We start from the raw sequence: 18,896 nt of genomic DNA, 5'->3' as shown, positions 1-18,896 counted from the left end.
GTTTAGAGTTGGTTTCCTTTTGAAGGACATACGTTTGAAGAGATCGGTGATCTGCTCAGTCGCGCGCGTCAAACCATCGGCCTCTATTGGAAAGCCTACCAAATGCAGGTCTGTCCGGCCTGAAGTTGGACCATTCCCCTGGACAACAGTATGATTTATCATTCAATAATTATCCATTTTAACATATTTTTCATAGCCTATTTACGAGTTCAGTTCCCCATAATTGGAAAACATACAACATGAAATGAAAAAACAGTGTTTGGTCCAACGACTAAAACACTGTTTTTTTATTGTTCTAAGGAAGCTAAAAACGGCCATACCCATATAGTCAAAGCCAGCCAAATCTAAAGATCGTCGTCCAGAAATGTTCATCATATGCCTCTTTAATCCGGATGTGCTGACGTTCTCCTTTTTATGTGGGATGACTCTCCACTTGTTAGTTTAGTTTATCCATAAAAAAAAGCCGCCGCAGATTTCTCCGCGGCAGCTTTTCAGGAACCAAATCAATTAAAATTCGAATTCAACGTCGCTAAGACGTCTTTGAATTTCGGAAATGACACGTTTCTCTTCTTCTTCGCCTTTGGCGACGAAGGTTACAGAGAAGCGCACGAATGGGCCTGCATCATCCCAAGGCACAGTGGAGATCAGTTTCTCGCGGATCAGGAACTGCGAGAAGTCTTCGCCGGATTCAAAGCGGCGTCCGCCTTTGATCCCTTTTGGAGCAGCCACATAAAGGAAAAAAGATCCTTTGGGTTTCTCTGCGGAGAAGCCCAGGCTATTCAGCGCGTCTACCAGCATGTTATGGCGGCGGGAATACTTGGCGGCTATCGCTTCAGTAATCTCTGGATGAGCCAGACCATAGGCTGCTGCTTTTTGAATAGCAATGAATTGACCGGAGTCATTGTTGTCCTTCACATCACTGAACGCTTTGACTACCAGCGGATTACCAGCTACGAACCCGATTCTCCAGCCTGTCATGTTGTAGGACTTGGACAGGGAGTGAAGTTCTACACCGACATCCTTAGCACCAGGTACAGACAAGAAGCTGAGCGGCTTCTTACCGTCATAGGTCAAAGCAGAATAAGGAGCATCGTGGATTACAACCACATCATACTTCTTTGCCCAGGCTACAACCTCGCTGAAGAATTCAGGAGTCGCACTAGCGCCCGTTGGATTATTAGGATAGTTCAGGTATAACAGCTTCGCCTTGCGGGCAACATCCTCCGGAATGGAGTTCAGGTCCGGCAGGAAATGGTTTTCCTTCTTGAGCTCCACCGTGAATACTTGTCCACCCAGATATTTGGTGTGGGTACCCAGCACCGGATAGCCCGGAACCGTCATAATCGTAATATCACCTGGGTTAATGAAGCAGGACGGCAGCATCGCCAGCGCCGGCTTCGAACCAATGGAGTGGACAACCTCGGTTACAGGATCAATGCCGTCCACACGGAAAACTTCCTTAAGGTAAGCTGCTGCGGCGGCCTTGAACTCAGGAATGCCGTTGTCCGAATATCCGCGGTTTTCTTCTTTGGCTGCTTCTGCAGCGAGTTTGGCGACAATGCCTTCATCCGCCATTTCGTCCGGTTCACCGACACCCATATCAATCAGCTCAATGTTCGGAAAATCCTGTTTCGCCGATGCTTTAGCGCGTTTGATTTTCTCGAATTTGTAGATGGCTGTATCTTTGCCATAGTTCGCGCCGCCGATGCGGTCTGCAAAATTAGTCTGAATGAAGGTATCCTGATATTGTTCAATACTCATAATCTTCGTCTCATCTCCTGGCTAATTATTAAATATAAGCATTGGCTCCCTGTAAGGACAGTGAAACCGTTTCTGCTTGTTCCCATGAATTAAATATGACGCAAATCCGCCTTCAAAACCATGGATTTATATTCACTTGATTTGTACTTATCTGCTGCGCAGAGTAAATAGCACTTCTTCCATATCCGCCGGAATCGGCGCACTGTATTCCATATATTCACCAGTAGAAGGATGCACAAATCCCAGAACAGCGGCATGCAAGGCTTGTCCGTTCATGGTTGTTCCTTTGCTGCGTCCATAAATTGGATCTCCGACCAGAGGATGACCAATAAACTTCATATGCACACGAATCTGATGCGTACGGCCAGTCTCCAGCTGTAGCTCCAGTAGAGTATAATCACCAAAACGCTCCAGCACGGTAAAATGAGTCACGGAACGTTTGCTGTTCTTCTCCGTTACAATATAGAGCTTGCGGTCATGCGGATCACGGCCTATGGGGGCATCAACCGTACCCTTGTCATGAGACAGATTGCCGTGCACTACAGCTATGTAGCGGCGGGTTACACTATGCTCCTTAAGCTGGGCTGCGAGCGAGGCGTGACTGGCATCATTTTTGGCCGCCATAATCAGTCCGGAGGTGTCCTTGTCAATACGATGTACAATTCCTGGACGAATCTCGCCGTTAATGCCTGACAGATCCTTGCAGTGGTACATCAGCGCATTGACCAGGGTCCCGGAGGGATGACCCACTGCCGGATGGACCACCATTCCGCGCGGTTTGTTCACTACGATAACATCGCCGTCTTCATACACCACTTCAAGCGGAATATCTTCAGCAATCAGATCCGTAACCTCTGCTTCAGGTACAGTAACCCCAACCACATCACCTTCGGTCAGCTTGTAATTCGCTTTGACCGGGGCACCGTTAACGGTTACATGTCCGCCGCTGATCCAGAGCTGCACCTGTGAGCGGGAAACCTCTTCTTCCCAGGACTCCGTAATATATTTATCAATCCGTTCCCGGGCATTTGCTCCGGCAACAATCCATTCGGTGACGTCCTTATCTTCTTCGAAGGCGCCGGTTGCCGCCTGCTCATTGACGTCCTTATTCAAATCATTCATTCCCTTCCTTAACTTCCTTGGTTTCCTTCACTTCGGTGATTTCATCTCCGCTCTTCATATCACGCAGCGTATCCAGAATAATCAGCGCCACACCGACAACAATGCACGAGTCGGCTACGTTAAAGATTGGAAAGGTGTAGCTGCCGAAATTGAACATCAGGAAGTCAACAACCTCTCCGTTCAGCAGCCGGTCCAAAAAATTGCCTACGGCTCCGCCAAGCACTAGGGCCAGTGCAGTGGGCAGCAGCTTCCGGGTCGCTCTGGCCTTGTTCAAATACCAGACGATTCCGGCAACCACTATAACGGTAATCAGAAAAAAGAACCATTGCTGTCCCTGAAGAATACCAAAAGCCGCTCCTTGATTGCGGTGGGAGGTAATGATGAAAAAATCCTTGATTACCGGGATCTGCTCCGCGAGCTCCAGCCGGGTAGCAATTAAATACTTGGTACCCTGGTCCACCAAAAATACGATTAGCGCTATCAGATAGTACACCACAGAAGTTGTCACTCCGTTCTTATTTTTCCCGCTGAAAGCGGTACGAATACTGTATAAAGACTTGTATATTGTAGCACAGGCCTCAAGAAGCCGTCTATTGCAAGGACATAGCCACTCTCTCCAAACCGGGGAGGATTTGCCATCGCTAAAAAACCGGCTCTCCGGTCAACCTATCCAAGAAGCATCCGAAACCGTTTGGAAATGTACGATGCTAAGGAAGCGACACGAAAGGAGCTAACACCCATGAGCCATCTGCCAGCAGAACAGCTCTCAAAGCTGCGGGCTGCGGTCATTCAGCAGCGGGAAGATATCGAGCATAGACTAAAAAATAATGCGCATTACGGGCTGCAGGACTCCATGCGTGACATGACGGGAGACCTGACCGAGATCGACAACCATCCAGGCGATGCCGCTACGGAGTTGTATCACCGGTCCATGGATATTTCACTGCTGGAGCGTGATGAGCATGAACTTGATGACATCGCCGCCGCCCTGGCTGCCATGGATAAAGGAACATATGGAATCTGTGCAGTCTGCGGTGAAGCGATTCCCCTTGAACGTTTGAATGCCGTACCGCTTACCCGCTTCTGTAAAGAGCATAATCCCCGCCAAAGCTCGCCCTTTACGAGGCCTGCAGAAGAGGAGTTTCTATCCCCGCCGTTCGGGCGCACCAGTCTGGATGAACATGAGCAGAACGGATTCGACGGTGAAGATGCCTGGCAGATTGTGGAGAGCTGGGGCAGTTCCAATTCACCCGCCATGGCCGAAGGCAATGATATTTCCTCTTATAATGATATGGAGATTGAAGCTGATGAAACTGAGGGCTTTGTAGAGCCTTGGGAAAACTTTATCGCCACCGACATTGCCGGAAACCATACGATGGTCATTAAGGGATCAAGCTACCGCCATTATATGGACAGTGAAGAAGGAAGCTACCTGCTTGATCCTCAGGCCAAAAAGGAAAGGGAGTAGCCCGCGGGCTACTCTTTACTATTTTCCTGTATGATCTCCCTTAGAAAGTCTTCAGCTCCAGCTGATGCTGTACGATCCGCACGATATCTGCAATGTAGTCGCCGATGATCGGCAGATTAAGTGCTCCAAGAACCTGAAGCACGTAAATAATGGTCGCGGCAAAAAAGGTAAAACCCAGCGCGATCCCCAGTCCCCGCGCTGTTCCCGACAATACATTCAGCCAAATCAGACGCCAGGGTGAATTCAGGAGCTGCGTGTACTCGGCAATCCTCGCTTTCTCCATTTGCTGGACCAATCCCGTTGTCAGCCGGTAGACGGCATTCAGCTTTTCTTCCTGCGGAATGTCATACGGATTCTCCTTGATGCCGTTCGAACTTCTGCCAGCCCCTGATGTTCTGATGGAGATTCTTCCGGTTTTCCCGAACCGGTGCTTGTCCCCTTCCCGACCCTCCATGGCATTGACTCCTCCCTAGCGTCACTAAAGGGTCCACACAAACGAGCCCGGTCAAAAGAGAGCAGACTCTCCTTACCGGGCTCGTCATTTTGCTGCTAACCCCTAGAACCTTTTCCTTTGCCGCTAGTATATGCCAGTTGGGGACAGGTCATGCAGGGCTTTAGACTTCGATGTGCATTCCGATCGATTTGCCACCGGCATCTACTGTCTCAAAAAGTTGCTCTCCATCAAAATCAACCGTAGTTACAAGCACATTCTCACGAAGTACATGTTCAAATGCCAAAGCCGCAGCTTTGAGCTCGTCGTCTAACTTGAGTGTCAATGCGATCCGTTTATCGATTGGCAGATCCAGGCGTTTACGGTAATCCTGCACCGCCCGCACAATCTCACGCACCCAGCCTTCCTGCACCAGTTCAGGTGTGATCTCTGTATTCAGCGCTACAGTGAGCCCGTACCCGGAAGCAGAGGCAAAACCAGGTTTAGCCTGCTTCTCTACAAGCAGTTCTTCAGAGGTGATCTGCAGTTCTTCCCCTTCCGGAGAGACAATGGCAATGACACCCTCCTGTACCGTTTTGCGGGTAGCCTCACTGTCGAGTGCCTTCAGGAAGCCCTGGAGGAAGCCGACGTTTTTACCGTACTTCTTGCCAGCTACCTTGAGGTTAAGCTTCAATGTAAAATCAACGAATCCGCTGTCGCTGTGCTCCACCACAATCTCTTTTACGTTGATCTCTTCCTTGATGATCTCTTCATAATCGGCTACATGGAAGCTGCGGTCGATGGATACAATCAGTTCGGACAACGGCTGACGTGTCTTGATGCCCGACTCATTACGGACATTGCGGGCCAGTTCAACGATTTGTCTTGCACTCTCCATATCCTGCTCCAGTTCAAGATCGATCAGACTCTCGTCCGCCACCGGATAGTCAACCAAATGTACGCTTTCGCCGCCACCCAGGTTCGTAAAGATATCCTCGGACAGCATCGGTGTAAAGGGTGCCATCAGGGCAGCTGTGGTCAACAGGACATGCGTCAATGTGCGGTAGGCTTCGAGCTTCTCTTCGCCCAGGCCGCTGCCCCAGAAACGGTCACGGGAACGGCGGATATACCAATTGCTCAGCTCATCCACAAAATTCTCAACAGCCCTGGACGTATTGACAAAATCATTAATGGCCAGGCCTTTGTCCACCACGAGAATCAGGCTGTTCAAGCGGGAGAGAATCCAGCGGTCCAGCTTATGCTCCGACACTTGGAACGGGTGATCTGCCGGATCGTAACCGTCAATGCCGGCATACAGCGTAAGGAATGCATGGGTATTGACCAGCGTATCCACAATTTTGGATTTGGTCTCACCCACCAAGCCGCGCGAGAAGCGTTTGTTGTTCCATGGCGCACTGTCGGAGAGGATCGCCCAGCGGAATGCATCCGTGCCGTATTCGTTCATGATTTCCCAAGGGTCAATGACATTGCCTTTGGATTTGGACATTTTTTGACCATTCTCATCGAAGATGTGGCCGTGGGCAATAACTGCTTTGTACGGTGCTTTGCCCTTGAACAACGTCGACACGGCGAGCAAGCTGTAGAACCAGCCGCGTGTCTGGTCAATCCCTTCGCAGATCATGTCTGCCGGATACTGGTCCTCAAACTTATCTTCATTCTCAAAAGGATAGTGGCTCTGGGCGAACGGCATCGAGCCGCTGTCGAACCATACGTCGATGACCTCGGAGGTCCGCACCATCTCTCCGCCTTCGCTGAACGGGCTGCGCAGCTTGATGTTGTCTACGTAAGGCTTGTGCAGCTCGATATCTTCAGGCACCTCGCCTATCGCCATCGATCTCAGCTCAGCGATGCTGTGCGGCGCAAATTCCTTGCCTGTATCCTGGCAGACCCAGATATTCAGTGGAGTTCCCCAATAGCGGTTACGGCTGATGTTCCAATCGACCAGTTCCTCCAGGAATTTGCCGAATCGGCCTTCACGCACATGATCCGGGTACCAATCCACACTGTTGTTGTTCGCAATGAGCTGGTCCTTGATTGCAGTGGTTTGGATAAACCAGCTATCTGTTGCATAGTACAGCAGTGGAGTATCGCAGCGCCAGCAGAACGGATAGCTGTGCTCGTATTTCTCTTTGCTGTACAGCAGCCCTTTCTCGGAGAGCACCTTCACGATATCCAGATCGCAATCCTTCACAAACCGTCCGGCAAAATCAGAAACCACATCGGTATATTTCCCGGATGTATCGACCACATTCACGAAGCTGATACCATTATCGCGGCAGCTCTTATAGTCATCTTCCCCATGTGCCGGAGCCATGTGTACGATCCCGGTACCACTGGAATCCGTAACAAAAGAGGCTCCTACGATTACATTGTGTTTCTCCGCCTTGATGTATCCGAATGGCGGTGTATAACTCTGTCCGATGAAATCCGTTCCCTTGTGTGTGGACAGGATCATGTAATCGCCCTTCAGTACTTCATCCGCAAGATTCTTCGCCAGGATATACACGCCGTCTTCCTGCTGGGCACGTACATATTCCATATCCGGATTCATCGCCAGCGCCATGTGTGCCGGAAGGGTCCAAGGTGTAGTCGTCCAGGCTAATACATAATCTCCGCTGCCCTCCAGCTTGAACTTGGCGGTTGCACTGAGATCCTTGACTGTCTTGTAGCCCTGTGCCACTTCATGCGAGCTTAGTGTCGTCTGACAGCTTGGGCAATACGGGCTTACGCGGTGTCCGCGGTACAGCAGCCCTTTCTCATGAACCGTAGCGAGGATATTCCATACACTTTCAATGTACGTATTGTCCAAGGTTACATAGGGATTGTCGAGATCGGTCCAGTAACCGATGGCTTCCGTGAACTCGCGCCACTGCTTCTCGTATCCGAAGACACTTTCCTTGCATTCCTTGATAAACTTCTCCACACCATATTCTTCAATATCCTGCTTACCAGAGATGCCCAGCTTCTTCTGTACGCCGAGTTCTACCGGCAGGCCATGAGTATCCCAGCCCGCCTTGCGCACCACCCGGTAGCCTTTCATTGTCTGGTAGCGGCCGACAAAGTCTTTGATAACCCGGCCCAGCACGTGCCCGATATGCGGCACACCGTTTGCCGTCGGCGGACCTTCGTAGAATACATAATTCGGGCGGCCTTCACGGTTCTCCATAGATCTGCGGAACGTATTTTCGTCGCTCCATTTCTTCAAGATACGGACGTCTCTGGCCCGTGCTTTTTCTCTGACATCTACTTTTTGCATGATAGGTCAATCCTTCCGTGGTTTTGTCTTAAACCCTTTTCGAATCTTTTCGATCCCTCCCAAACCCTCCCTTAGCCAAGGGAGGGCCCCAAGGGGTCCCCCCTCTGGACACCTGGAATGTTGTCTACCTCCAAGAGGGTGGCGGGTTTTGATTTAATGTGGCGGTAGTGCCCGCTTGTCGCCGCAAGCGGCACGCTCTACCTCAGGCGTTCCGGCCCGCAAACCCGTAGGGCAGCTCTGGGCCGGGAGCCTTGGCGTTCCGGCTTGCGAACCCGTAGGGCAGCTCTGGGCCGGGAGTTCTTGGCGTTCCGGCCCGCGAACCCGTAGGGCAGCTCTGGGCCGGGAGTTCTTGGCGTTCCGGCCCGCGAACCCGTAGGGCAGCGCTGGGCCGGGAGCCCTTGGCGTTCCGGCCCGCGAACCCGTAGGGCAGCGCTGGGCCGGGAGCCCTTGGCGGCGTGTGGCGAAGCCCGCCGCGCTTGTTTGGCTCTTCGCTCTGGTCGCATGTAAGGCCCTGCAGGCGTCCCCGCATGGGGAGCCTAAGAAGGGCCGCTCCCCCCGCCGAACAAATCCTTTCCCTTCCGCAGACGTCCATCATTCCTCGATAATCCCTTATTGCGGGTGTCCAGAGGGCGGCCAGCCCTTGGGGTCCCCCTTGGAAGGGGGATTTAGGGGGATGTAAACATAAATAAAGCGTCGCCCCGCCCCAAAGGGGCGAGACGACGCTCGCGATACCACCCTAATTCTGCACCTCACGCACATCCTTAAGGGGAGTGTATTCAGCACAATCTCAGTTCTGCGTAAAGATAGCCACGCAGGTCCGGGATAACGTCCGGCAGACGGCTTAAGCTTACACACGTTGTTAACGCTTCAGCTTAGCTTCTAGGGGAAGATCTTCCGAGCAAGGCATGAACATCGGCTCACAGCAAACGCCGACTCTCTGGAGAACGTTACCTTATCGTACTTGTCCCGTCATCGAATAGATATGAACAGATTACAGATATGTTCTAGTTATAGACGTTTTAAGTGAAAATGTCAATCTTGAAGAGAACAGTCTGGTATTCAGAGCGTATTCTCGCTCACTTCACGGCTCTCCAGGGCATTCCAGTCATCTGTGGACAGCAGCTCCAGCTGAGCTTCGAGCAGTGTCCGGAACCGGGTACGGTAGATTGAGGCCTGCTTGCGCAGTTCTTCTGTCTCGATTGCAACCTTGCGGGATTTGGACAGTGCTTCGTTGATAATCCGGTCGGCGTTTTTCTCAGCTTCCTTGATAATCAGCTGTGATTCCTTCTTGGAGTTGTTCTTCACATCATCTGCAGCTTCCTGAGCAACGAGAATGGTCTTGGACAAACTCTCTTCAATATTCACAAAATGATCAAGCCGCTCCTGAATGGACAACAGCTGATTGTGCAGCTCTTTGTTCTCACGGATGACGCTCTCATAATCCTTGATCACCTGATCCAGAAATTCGTTGACCTCGTCCTCATCATAACCGCGGATTCTCCGAGAGAATTCCTTGTTATGTATATCGAGCGGTGTTAATGGCATGCTGTGCACCTCCTAGAAATTTCGGACCTCTTGTGCCCCTGAACTTTAATTTGTCCGAAGACAAAGAAGAAAGACTGTATTCAAGTGGAAACGGTTTCGTCGTCCTTTTAAGGACGGTATCCGTTTCTGCTAGAACTATAAGTTCGGGCTTAGGATATTACTATATGTCCTTTATAAATCAAGTATACTCGGGTGTCCGCTACGGTCCGCCTCTTCTACAAGTATCGGCGTCCAGCTTGCAAAATGTTTGTCTCCCTATAGAGATATTCAATTTCGACAAGCCGTGCCGGATTCCTGCATGAAATTCAGACAAATTTGCCAACCTGCACCCGGTAACGGCCTTTTTTGGTCAGACTCCCGATCTCCAGAACCTTGAAGCGTCCAAAACCCTGAATGGAAACCATGTCACCGTCCTTGAGCCCGCAGGAAGGGTCTTCTTCTACCTTCCAGTTGACGCGGACGCGGCCTGCTTTGATGGGAGCAAGAATTTTGCTCCGGCTAAGCCGGGTCACATCTGCAGCAATACCATCAAGCCGCAGCGAAGCTACCGTAAGCTCCAGTTTCTCCAGCTTAACACTGCTGCTACGCAGACTGGACAACGGTAAAATCTCTGTGCTGACATTGATCCGGTGCACACCGGTCAGATTCATTGCTAAATAATTGGCAATATCCTCAGCGACGACTACATGGCACCCATCCGGAAGCACATGAATATCACCGATTTTGCCTCTTTTGATTCCCAGGCCAAGGATCGCCCCCATATAGTCGCCATGTTCCAATTCGAGGAATTTCTGTTCTCCCGAGGAAATCGCGAGCACCCTCAGCTCCATATCATCTTCCTCAAGGTCCCGGTAATCGGGAGCCACCAAGGCACGCTTCCGTTCAGCTTCTTCGGTCCCCCCCTCCCACCTTACGGCTACATCGGGATGACGGTTCACAAGTGTCTGGAGAATAAAGCCTTGGCGGGGATCCAAAAATTCAGTCAGCCTGGTTTCGTGGTATTCTCCTGCAGAGGTAACCCATTCCCAGGCCTTGTCCACAAATTGCCGTTCATCGGGGTGGAAATGTCCGTAAATTTCATTCTTCATCGCAGCAGCCTAAAATACATATGCAACAATGTACTGCAATCCGGTTTTCGCAAATTCCAGCACGAACAGTGCAATAATCGGGGAAATATCAACGGTGCCGAACAACGCCGGGATAAACCGCCGGAACGGTGACAGATACGGTTCCACCAGCTTGCCGAGCAGTTCACCGATGAAGCTGTCCCGTACATTCGGCAGCCAGGACATGAGCACGTAGATCAAGATCATTGCAAAGTAGATATTGTATAGAATTTCAATAATTAGATTGATTTGGGACAAAACCCATTCACCTCATTCTGTTGTAGTCTTGATCCTCACCCAGAATCTCCGAAATGGAGCCTTGAATTTCAACAGTATCCGGGGTACACATGAATATATTGCCCCCAATTTTGGAGATTCCTCCACCCAGGGCATAAACAGTTCCGCTGAGAAAATCAATGATCCGCATCGCCTGGTCATTCCTGACACGCTGCAGATTGATTACCACCGTGCGGTGGGCCCGGAGATGGTCAGCAATTTCCTGAGCTTCTTCATAAGAACGGGGCTCATACAGCACGACTTTCACATTCTTTTGGGAATGAATACTGACGACGTTCGCCCGCTGATTTTTGCGGGTTTCTACAGGGGCGGGCTCATATTCATCTTCATCGCGGGATATTTGCTCCCGCTCTACAATTTCCTCTTCCTCCTGCAAGCCCAAAAAACTCATAAAACGGTTCATCACGCCCATCATTCTCCCTCCTCATGACCTACTAATACCGTTCCCAGGCGTACCCGGGTGGCTCCTTCCTCTATCGCCACTTCAAAATCATTCGACATTCCCATCGACAGCTCTTGTATAGGCTCAGGTGTCAAAGCGAGCAGATTCAGCTCATCACGGAGCTCTCTAAGTCCGCGGAAGACAGGACGGGTCTGCTCCGGTTCCGCTTCATAAGGTGCCATAGTCATCAGTCCAATGACCTTTACGCGGTGCAGAGCGGCAATATCGCGTAGAAAACCCGGCACCTCCTCAGGAGCAAGACCAAATTTCGTGTCTTCTCCTGAGATGTTCACCTGCAGAAAAACATTGACGGTAAGTCCTGCCGCTTCAGCCTTTTTGTGCAGTTCCCGCGCCAGTGACAGGCGGTCAAGCGAGTGTATATATTGAAATTTACCGATAACATCCTTCACCTTATTGGTCTGTAAATGTCCGATGAAATGCCAGGTTCCCTTATGTCCCAGGGCGTTCCATTTCGGTTCGGCATCCTGCCAGCGGCTCTCGGCGATATCCTCAAGGCCTGCATCCAGCACAGCGGATACCGTTTCCAGAGACACATATTTCGTCACTGCGATAACCTTGACGTCCGCCACATCCCGGCCACTTGCCGCACAGGCACGTGCTACACGTTCCTCTACCCCGGCTATTCTTTCCTGCAGTGTCAACGTTCAGCTCTCCTTTATTCCGATCCAGCTCGTCATTCTTCCTGTAACTCCGTTTTCCTTCCGGTAAGAAAAGAACAGATCCTGATTACAGCTTGTACACCATGATGTACATTCGATATGAGTCGGCAATATTCCTGCTTTAATCATAATGCGTCGATTCATTTCTTTCAAGTTCAGCATGCTTTTGTGACTATCCTCTTCCGATGTTCTGTAAAGGTCCTGAGGAATTGCGGAAGGTGTCACGGGCTTCAGTTCCCCCTCCAGCCGGCGGACATGATCCATCACATAATCATCCACTTCATAGCAGCAGTCGCCAATGGAAGGTCCAATTCCGGCAAGAATATCCTGCGGACGGCTGCCATAAACAGTCTCCATTCTGCCTACCATCGCGGCGGCAATTTCCGCTACGGTCCCTTTCCAGCCTGCATGTGCGAGTCCTACCACTTGCTGCTGAGGATCATAGAAGTAAAGGGGAACACAATCGGCATAAAAAGAGGCCAACAGCACACCTGGCACATTAGTAAGCAAACCATCCGTTGCTTGATAAGCCGATGTTCTGTCCAGACTGCCCCGGCCGCGGTCTTCCACTCTGACCACTGCTATATCTTTTCCATGAGTTTGCTCTCCACAGGTCCAATCCTGTAGTGTAAACCCGAGGCTCTCGGCAAGAAGTTTACGGTTCCCGAGCACGTCTTCCGGTTCATCCCCAACATGAAAGGCACAATTAAAGCTGTCATAAGGCACCTTGCCTATACCACCTTGTCTTCCTGTGAAGCCTGCCGTGATTTCAGCATGCACCGCACACCAAGGTTCCAGATGAAGCAGCATAGGCGTGCCGCCTTTTTGAATAAACGGTTCCATATCTTCACCTCCGCCTAAGTGTACCACAAGATACCCTCACAGAGTGGGGTCAAACTGCTGATGAACCAGCTTTGGCAATCTCCTACTTCATACATCCCCAAAATAAACATGTAGAAACGGATTTGCCTTCTTTTTTAAAGAACATGCGATTTAAGACGCCCCCAGTCAATAAGTGCGCCGATCGGTGCGGTCTCCCCGTTCCAAATACATGGTCTCCCGCTCTTCCTGATTTTGCGGCATCCGGATTTCCTCCATCTTGACGAGCACGACATCAGCGCCGATCTTCACGATATTCCGCCAGGGAATGATCAGATCCGTACCTCCACCAAAGAGGCCCATAAAACGCGTATACCCCGGGATAATGATCGCGTCAATCACACCGCGGCGGAGATCCAGCTCCAGATCACTGATCTGCCCGAGCCGCTTCCCGTCGACAATATTGATCACATCCTTCGTCTGAAAATCGGAGATCCTCATTTTCTTGCTGCTGCCTATCGAATCATCGTTCACTTTCGCCACCCCTGTACATTCAGACGTATAGTCCAATATATGCCCCGCAGGCTTGGCAACATGCTTATGATTCATTTGGCTATTGCTCGAAGCAATATAAAAAGGATGCTCTAGGAGCGCTTTCCCACGCTTCCAGACCACCCTAGTGACATTCCTGTTATGTGTGTTTATGACTTAACATGCTTTTGCATCTGCTGTATAGCCGACTTTTCAAGCCGGGAGACCTGCGCCTGGGAGATGCCGATTTCGTCCGCAACCTCCATTTGGGTTTTCCCTTCAAAAAAACGCATCGACAGAATCCGCTTCTCCCGCTGCCCCAGCCGCTGCATCGCTTCACGGAGCGCAATTTCCTCGATCCACGAAACATCCTTATTCTTGTCATCGCTGATCTGGTCCATCACATAAATGGGATCTCCGCCGTCATGGTAAATAGGTTCGAACAAAGAGACCGGGTCCTGAATGGCATCAAGAGCAAATACCACATCTTCTTTGGGAACCCCAAGCGCCTCGGAGATTTCAAAAATCGTCGGTTCCCTTGAATTCTGATTGGTCAGACTGTCACGCACCTGCAATGCTTTGTAGGCAATGTCCCTCAGGGAGCGAGATACCCGGATCGGGTTGTTGTCCCGTAAGTACCGGCGGATTTCACCAATGATCATCGGTACCGCGTAGGTGGAAAACTTTACATTTTGCGATAGATCAAAATTATCGATGGCTTTCATCAACCCGATGCAGCCTACCTGGAACAGATCATCAACGAACTCTCCCCGGTTGTTGAACCTTTGAATCACACTAAGCACAAGTCTAAGGTTACCGTTTACCAATTTCTCTCTGGCGGATCGCTCGCCCTGCTGCTGCAGCGAAGTGAACAATTCCCGCATTTCCACATTCGTTAGAACGGGCAGTTTGGCGGTGTCCACACCGCAAATCTCGACTTTATTTCGGGTCATGATGATTTACCTCCCAAGGAGAAACATTACTGTACATTATCTCCCCGGTCCGGCATTTTATTCCTTGCCTCTTCAGCTTACACCATCTTGTTGAACTCTTTACGCAGACGCTTGATAATTCTTTTTTCCAATCGTGAAATGTAAGATTGAGAGATTCCCAGCAGATCGGCAACGTCTTTTTGTGTTTTTTCTTCCCCGCCGCGCAGTCCGAAACGCAGCTCCATGATCAGTCTTTCTCGCTCACTGAGCTTTTCCAGCGCCTTCTGCAGTAGCTTGCGGTCCACCTGTTCTTCAATGTTACGGTAGATGGTGTCATTCTCTGTGCCCAGCACATCCGAGAGCAGCAGCTCATTGCCATCCCAGTCGATATTCAGCGGTTCATCAAAAGAAACCTCGCTCCGGGTTTTGCTGTTACGCCGTAAATACATCAGAATCTCATTTTCAATACAGCGCGAGGCGTAGGTAGCAAGCTTGATTTTTTTCTCCGGATCAAAGGTGTTAACAGCCTTAATCAAGCCAATCGCCCCGATGGATACGAGATCCTCAATGTTGATGCCAGTGTTCTCGAATTTGCGGGCAATATAGACTACCAGCCGCAGGTTGCGTTCAATCAGCATGGCGCGTACTGCCGCATCACCGCTTGAGAGCCGCTGAAGCAAAAACTCTTCTTCCTCTCTCGTAAGGGGTGGGGGCAAAGCCTCGCTTCCACCGATATAATAGATTTCCTGACTCTTCAGCCCCAGCAGAAAAAGCATGCGGTAATATTGAAGCTGCAACACAATCTTCCATTTGGCCATTATTGTTCCTCCTTCAAGAAGTACACCGTTGCCCTGAGGTAGTTATTTGTCCCCTGGCCCTTCTGCCGCATCTGTTCCAACGACGGGGTTGTTGCACACCCAGCTCTTTCGTGCTCAGGAAGGCACCGCCGCCTTTGCAGGGGACTCTCTTTGGGTCAGGTCAGGATGTATGACCGCCCGGTACGCACCGTCTCCCGACAGTGTTCCGCCATCCAGCCCGATGAGAACCCTTTTGCTGAAAAAAGTCTCCTCCCCAAGCTTTATCGTCACCAGATCCGGCTTCAGCGCAAGCATAAACGATGCTCCGCGATTGATTCCCCTGTAGGGCACTAGCCGCAATCTGTCCTGCCAGGCAAAGGACTGCCCGTCCGCTTCCAGAAGAAGCTTGTCGGCACTAATCTGGGTAAGCCTTCCTTTCCAGGAGCCTGGTAAATGTCCCTCCCACAGTGATGCTTCCATTACCATTACCGGAATCCGGGTCAATGGATCGTTCAGACGGTTCCCGGTGTCCAGCAGTCCGGGACATGACACGCGCACACCCTCGATCTCTACGCAAACCTCGCCAATATACGTTTCTAGCTGCTCTCTCCGGGTTCTGGAGGAATGGATCATCTTGAAGAGAAACAGCAGCAGAGGTAAAAGCGCAAGCACGAACCAAAACCCGATTTTCAGCCGGTAAGCTTGGCCGCCCGAGGAGGTGAATAGAATCCCGTTCCAGATGTCGCCTGAGCTCTGCAGCAAATAGTGAACGCCGACAATGCCGCCGGCCGCTGCAAAATTAATGATATAGAATGCCCCCAACGCCCGAAGGTAGCTTTGCAGACTTCTGAAACCAAAAGCGATCCACAACATGACAACCGACAATCCAAACTTGATGAGAAAGGTGTACAGGAACGAAAGCTCCGGCACAAACATCATCACCACATAGAGTGCGCCAACCAGCGCCGAACTAATGAGCCGCCACCAAGAGACCTTCTGCTTGACCAGCCAGCCTGTCAGCCACAACAGAATACCATCGATCAGCAAATTGGCAGTGAAAATCAAGTCAATATAAACAACCAGTGGACTCACCTGCCTGTAAGCGTGGTATCTATCCGAAAGACCAAGGTTCCAGCTCCCTATTTGGACGATAAGATTAGTATAGAAAGACTCTTATCCAAAGTCTGTCTAAACTTGGGGGGCAATCCTGAGGTTTTTTTGTCGGTTTATAGCGTCATGCCGTTATATGCTACCTTAACTGTAACAAGCGACTCGTTCGCAAAGCCCGACTACAGGAAGCAGTGGTACAGCTCCATGTACTAGCGGGGGCTGCTGAGCGCGCATTCACTAACTAATCCCTAAACCAAGTAGAAACGGATACCATCCATTTAAGGACGGTATCCGTTTCAGCGAGAAATAGCGCGAAGCATATAAATTCTTAATATTTGCACCAAAGCCAGCCTTTGTAGGGCTGACTCCGGTTTAGTATACTTGGTATTCATTCGATAGATTGTATTTCTTCTTCTGTCAGACCCGTCGCAGCCTGTATGGATGAGAGGTCCAACCCCATAGCCAGCAGGTTCTTTGCTACTTCGAGCTTACCTTCCCTCAAGCCTTCTCTCAAACCTTCTTTCTTGCCTTCCTTGATACCTTCCTTGATACCTTCCTTGATACCTTCCTTGATACCTTCTTGTTTTCCTTCTTGCATTCCTTTAGCGAAACCTTCTCTTTGAGCACCGTCTCTTTGCGAGGCTTCATCATGCAGAAACTTCTGACGGTCTTCATATTTACGCCGGGCTTCAGAATCCTGACTTAAAAATTCCAGTGTTTCCATTGCCTTTCTCAAAGCTGGTTCATTCATCCGAAGTACCTCCCAATTCGAATTGTCGCTCCCTTTCAAAAAAAGCAGCCAATTGACCAAACCGCTCTCACCCGGAACCGCCGGCTGATTCAGCTTAGGCAGTTCCAGGAAATGAATCTCTATGTCATCTGTCAGTCGTGAACCGCTGGTGTCCTCCCGTAAATGAAAGACACTGTGAGTGTGTTCATTAGGTAATACCTTATAATTCAAGATATTAATCGTTACGCATTTTTTGAGCTCTGTGTACCTGCCGCCAGTTTGCAACTGGCCGGAGTAGCGTTTGCTCCAGTAATATAAGGTCCGCTTCTCCATATCATATCTGTTGAACAGCTGCATTTCGATATTGATCAGCTTTCCGTCCTCCGTTTTTGCCCAGATATCAAAGATTGACTGCTTATCCAGCGGGTCATCTTTATCTGTATACGGGTTTAGGAGCACCACTTCATTCAAGGGAGCGTCCCCGGCATCCATAAGAATACGGTTCAAAAAAGCCAGCAGCACATCCTTGTTACTTTCGCTTGCAAAAATTCTTTTGAATACAAAATCCACGCGGGGGTCCAGCAATTCCATCATAACCACTCCCGTTATCCGTATTATATCAGCTTAAAAAACAAAAAACACCGTATCCGCCCACAGCTCATGGCTAAGGGGATACGGTGCTTCCGTAAAGTTGTATTCAGTTATGACTAATCGTTGTTGCCGCGTGTCCGATTACGCAGGAACGTCGGAATATCCAGCTGATCAGAGGTGGTCTGATTGCCGAAAGGACGCAAATTCGCGTTCTTATCCGCCGCAGGCTCGTTGCTCGTTGCCGGTCGTCGGTTAGGCGCAACAGGGGATGCCTTATGTTCAAAGCCGGTAGCAATCACCGTAACTTTAATTTCATCCTTCATACTTTCCTCAATCATGGCCCCGAAAATCATATTGACTTCAGGATCAGAAGCGAAATTCACAATCTCGGCAGCTTCGTTGACTTCATACAAGGAGAGGTTCGAGCCGCCAGTTATGTTCATGATTATGCCGCGCGCACCTTCAATAGAAGTTTCGAGCAGTGGGCTCATAATGGCTTTGCGGGCCGCTTCCGAGGCACGGTTCTCACCGGTGGCAACTCCGATGCCCATCAATGCAGAACCGCGTTCTGTCATAATCGTCTTCACATCGGCAAAGTCAAGGTTGATCAGACCCGGAACGGCAATAAGATCGGAGATCCCTTGCACCGCTTGCCGGAGCACGTTGTCCGCTTCGCGGAAGGCTTCCAGCATCGGTGTTTTCTTGTCGACAATTTCAAGCAACCGGTCATTCGGAATGACGATAAGGGTATCTACTTTTTCCTTCAACGCTTCAATACCAAGTTCTGCCTGGTTGGAACGTTTTCTTCCTTCAAAAGTAAACGGACGCGTCACAACGCCAACTGTCAGCGCCCCGCATTCTCTGGCGATTTCAGCAATAACAGGCGCAGCCCCTGTACCTGTACCGCCACCCATGCCCGCGGTCACAAATACCATATCTGCGCCCTTAAGCGTATTGGAAATCAGATCGCGGGATTCTTCGGCCGCTTTCTTGCCCACCTCAGGATTGGCACCAGCGCCTAATCCCCGGGTCAGCTTGTCCCCGATTTGCAGCTTATGCTCCGATTTGGCCATATGCAGCGCTTGGGCATCTGTATTAACTGTGATGAATTCAACACCCTGAACGCCATTTTCAATCATCCGGTTGACAGCATTGCTTCCGCCGCCGCCCACGCCGATGACTTTTATTTGAGCCAAGCTCCCCATTTCAAAATCAAATTCCAACATATTGTTCCATCTCCCCCTAGAATAGTGCTTGG

Annotated in this window: 18 protein-coding genes and 1 other annotated feature; of the genes, 1 reads left to right on the top strand and 17 read right to left on the bottom strand. The window is 50.3% G+C overall.

Going from position 1 to position 18,896, the window contains the following annotated elements; translation table 11 throughout:
* Positions 1-507: 507 nt before the first annotated feature.
* From ACTJKB_RS07325 to lspA, 3 genes are all read right to left on the bottom strand, one after another.
* Positions 508-1,761: an LL-diaminopimelate aminotransferase gene (locus ACTJKB_RS07325; RefSeq protein ID WP_440832898.1), complete on the bottom strand. Its 1,254-nt coding sequence runs from the start codon at positions 1,759-1,761 to the stop codon at positions 508-510.
* Between the two features lie 147 nt (positions 1,762-1,908).
* Positions 1,909-2,883: an RluA family pseudouridine synthase gene (locus tag ACTJKB_RS07320; protein WP_440832896.1), complete on the bottom strand. Its 975-nt coding sequence runs from the start codon at positions 2,881-2,883 to the stop codon at positions 1,909-1,911.
* A complete protein-coding gene (lspA, locus tag ACTJKB_RS07315) occupies positions 2,876-3,379 on the bottom strand; it encodes a signal peptidase II (RefSeq protein WP_440833859.1) in 504 nt (167 codons plus the stop codon). The genes ACTJKB_RS07320 and lspA overlap by 8 nt, the downstream gene beginning before the upstream one ends.
* 243 nt (positions 3,380-3,622) lie before the next feature.
* Here lspA and ACTJKB_RS07310 point away from each other — a divergent pair, with 243 nt between their 5' ends.
* Complete coding sequence (locus ACTJKB_RS07310) at positions 3,623-4,351, top strand: TraR/DksA C4-type zinc finger protein (protein ID WP_440832895.1); 729 nt, start codon at positions 3,623-3,625, stop codon at positions 4,349-4,351.
* Between the two features lie 40 nt (positions 4,352-4,391).
* Here the strand turns inward: ACTJKB_RS07310 and ACTJKB_RS07305 are convergent, their stop codons facing one another.
* The 14 genes from ACTJKB_RS07305 to ftsZ all read right to left on the bottom strand — a co-directional run bounded on the left by ACTJKB_RS07305 (position 4,392) and on the right by ftsZ (position 18,864).
* A complete protein-coding gene (locus ACTJKB_RS07305) occupies positions 4,392-4,805 on the bottom strand; it encodes a DUF5665 domain-containing protein (RefSeq protein WP_440832893.1) in 414 nt (137 codons plus the stop codon).
* A gap of 160 nt (positions 4,806-4,965) precedes the next feature.
* Positions 4,966-8,058, bottom strand: a complete 3,093-nt coding sequence (gene ileS, locus ACTJKB_RS07300) for an isoleucine--tRNA ligase (RefSeq protein WP_440832891.1) — start codon at positions 8,056-8,058, stop codon at positions 4,966-4,968.
* Positions 8,059-8,762: 704 nt separating this feature from the next.
* Positions 8,763-9,040: a binding site (T-box leader), on the bottom strand.
* A 77-nt stretch (positions 9,041-9,117) separates the two neighbouring features.
* Positions 9,118-9,603, bottom strand: a complete 486-nt coding sequence (locus ACTJKB_RS07295) for a DivIVA domain-containing protein (RefSeq protein ID WP_074085638.1) — start codon at positions 9,601-9,603, stop codon at positions 9,118-9,120.
* Positions 9,604-9,908: 305 nt separating this feature from the next.
* Positions 9,909-10,691 carry an RNA-binding protein gene (locus ACTJKB_RS07290; protein WP_440832889.1) on the bottom strand — a complete coding sequence of 261 codons (783 nt, stop codon included), beginning with the start codon at positions 10,689-10,691 and terminating at the stop codon, positions 9,909-9,911.
* A 9-nt stretch (positions 10,692-10,700) separates the two neighbouring features.
* A complete protein-coding gene (locus tag ACTJKB_RS07285) occupies positions 10,701-10,967 on the bottom strand; it encodes a YggT family protein (RefSeq protein WP_440832888.1) in 267 nt (88 codons plus the stop codon).
* A 7-nt stretch (positions 10,968-10,974) separates the two neighbouring features.
* The gene (locus ACTJKB_RS07280; RefSeq protein WP_074085641.1) at positions 10,975-11,418 is read right to left on the bottom strand and encodes a cell division protein SepF; all 444 of its coding nucleotides are present in this window, start codon (positions 11,416-11,418) and stop codon (positions 10,975-10,977) included.
* Complete coding sequence (locus tag ACTJKB_RS07275; RefSeq protein ID WP_440832886.1) at positions 11,418-12,110, bottom strand: YggS family pyridoxal phosphate-dependent enzyme; 693 nt, start codon at positions 12,108-12,110, stop codon at positions 11,418-11,420. Before ACTJKB_RS07275 ends, ACTJKB_RS07280 begins: the two co-directional genes overlap by 1 nt.
* Before the next feature lie 3 nt (positions 12,111-12,113).
* Entirely contained in the window at positions 12,114-12,971 is an 858-nt protein-coding gene (gene pgeF / locus ACTJKB_RS07270) for a peptidoglycan editing factor PgeF (RefSeq protein ID WP_440832884.1), read from the bottom strand.
* A 165-nt stretch (positions 12,972-13,136) separates the two neighbouring features.
* Positions 13,137-13,448: a YlmC/YmxH family sporulation protein gene (locus ACTJKB_RS07265; protein ID WP_440833858.1), complete on the bottom strand. Its 312-nt coding sequence runs from the start codon at positions 13,446-13,448 to the stop codon at positions 13,137-13,139.
* Positions 13,449-13,648: 200 nt separating this feature from the next.
* The gene (gene sigG / locus ACTJKB_RS07260) at positions 13,649-14,431 is read right to left on the bottom strand and encodes an RNA polymerase sporulation sigma factor SigG (protein WP_019909334.1); all 783 of its coding nucleotides are present in this window, start codon (positions 14,429-14,431) and stop codon (positions 13,649-13,651) included.
* Between the two features lie 77 nt (positions 14,432-14,508).
* The gene (gene sigE / locus ACTJKB_RS07255; protein WP_440832882.1) at positions 14,509-15,228 is read right to left on the bottom strand and encodes an RNA polymerase sporulation sigma factor SigE; all 720 of its coding nucleotides are present in this window, start codon (positions 15,226-15,228) and stop codon (positions 14,509-14,511) included.
* Between the two features lie 114 nt (positions 15,229-15,342).
* Positions 15,343-16,299, bottom strand: a complete 957-nt coding sequence (gene spoIIGA / locus ACTJKB_RS07250) for a sigma-E processing peptidase SpoIIGA (protein ID WP_440832880.1) — start codon at positions 16,297-16,299, stop codon at positions 15,343-15,345.
* A gap of 406 nt (positions 16,300-16,705) precedes the next feature.
* Positions 16,706-17,641 carry an Rpn family recombination-promoting nuclease/putative transposase gene (locus ACTJKB_RS07245; protein WP_440832878.1) on the bottom strand — a complete coding sequence of 312 codons (936 nt, stop codon included), beginning with the start codon at positions 17,639-17,641 and terminating at the stop codon, positions 16,706-16,708.
* 113 nt (positions 17,642-17,754) lie between these two features.
* Entirely contained in the window at positions 17,755-18,864 is a 1,110-nt protein-coding gene (ftsZ, locus tag ACTJKB_RS07240) for a cell division protein FtsZ (protein ID WP_440832877.1), read from the bottom strand.
* Positions 18,865-18,896: the final 32 nt, after the last annotated feature.

This window comes from Paenibacillus sp. 22594 (assembly GCF_052044425.1).
Classification (GTDB): Bacteria; Bacillota; Bacilli; order Paenibacillales; family Paenibacillaceae; genus Paenibacillus_AQ.
The sequence above is the reverse complement of the archived record's forward strand: the minus strand, read 5'-3'. Positions and strand labels throughout refer to the sequence as shown.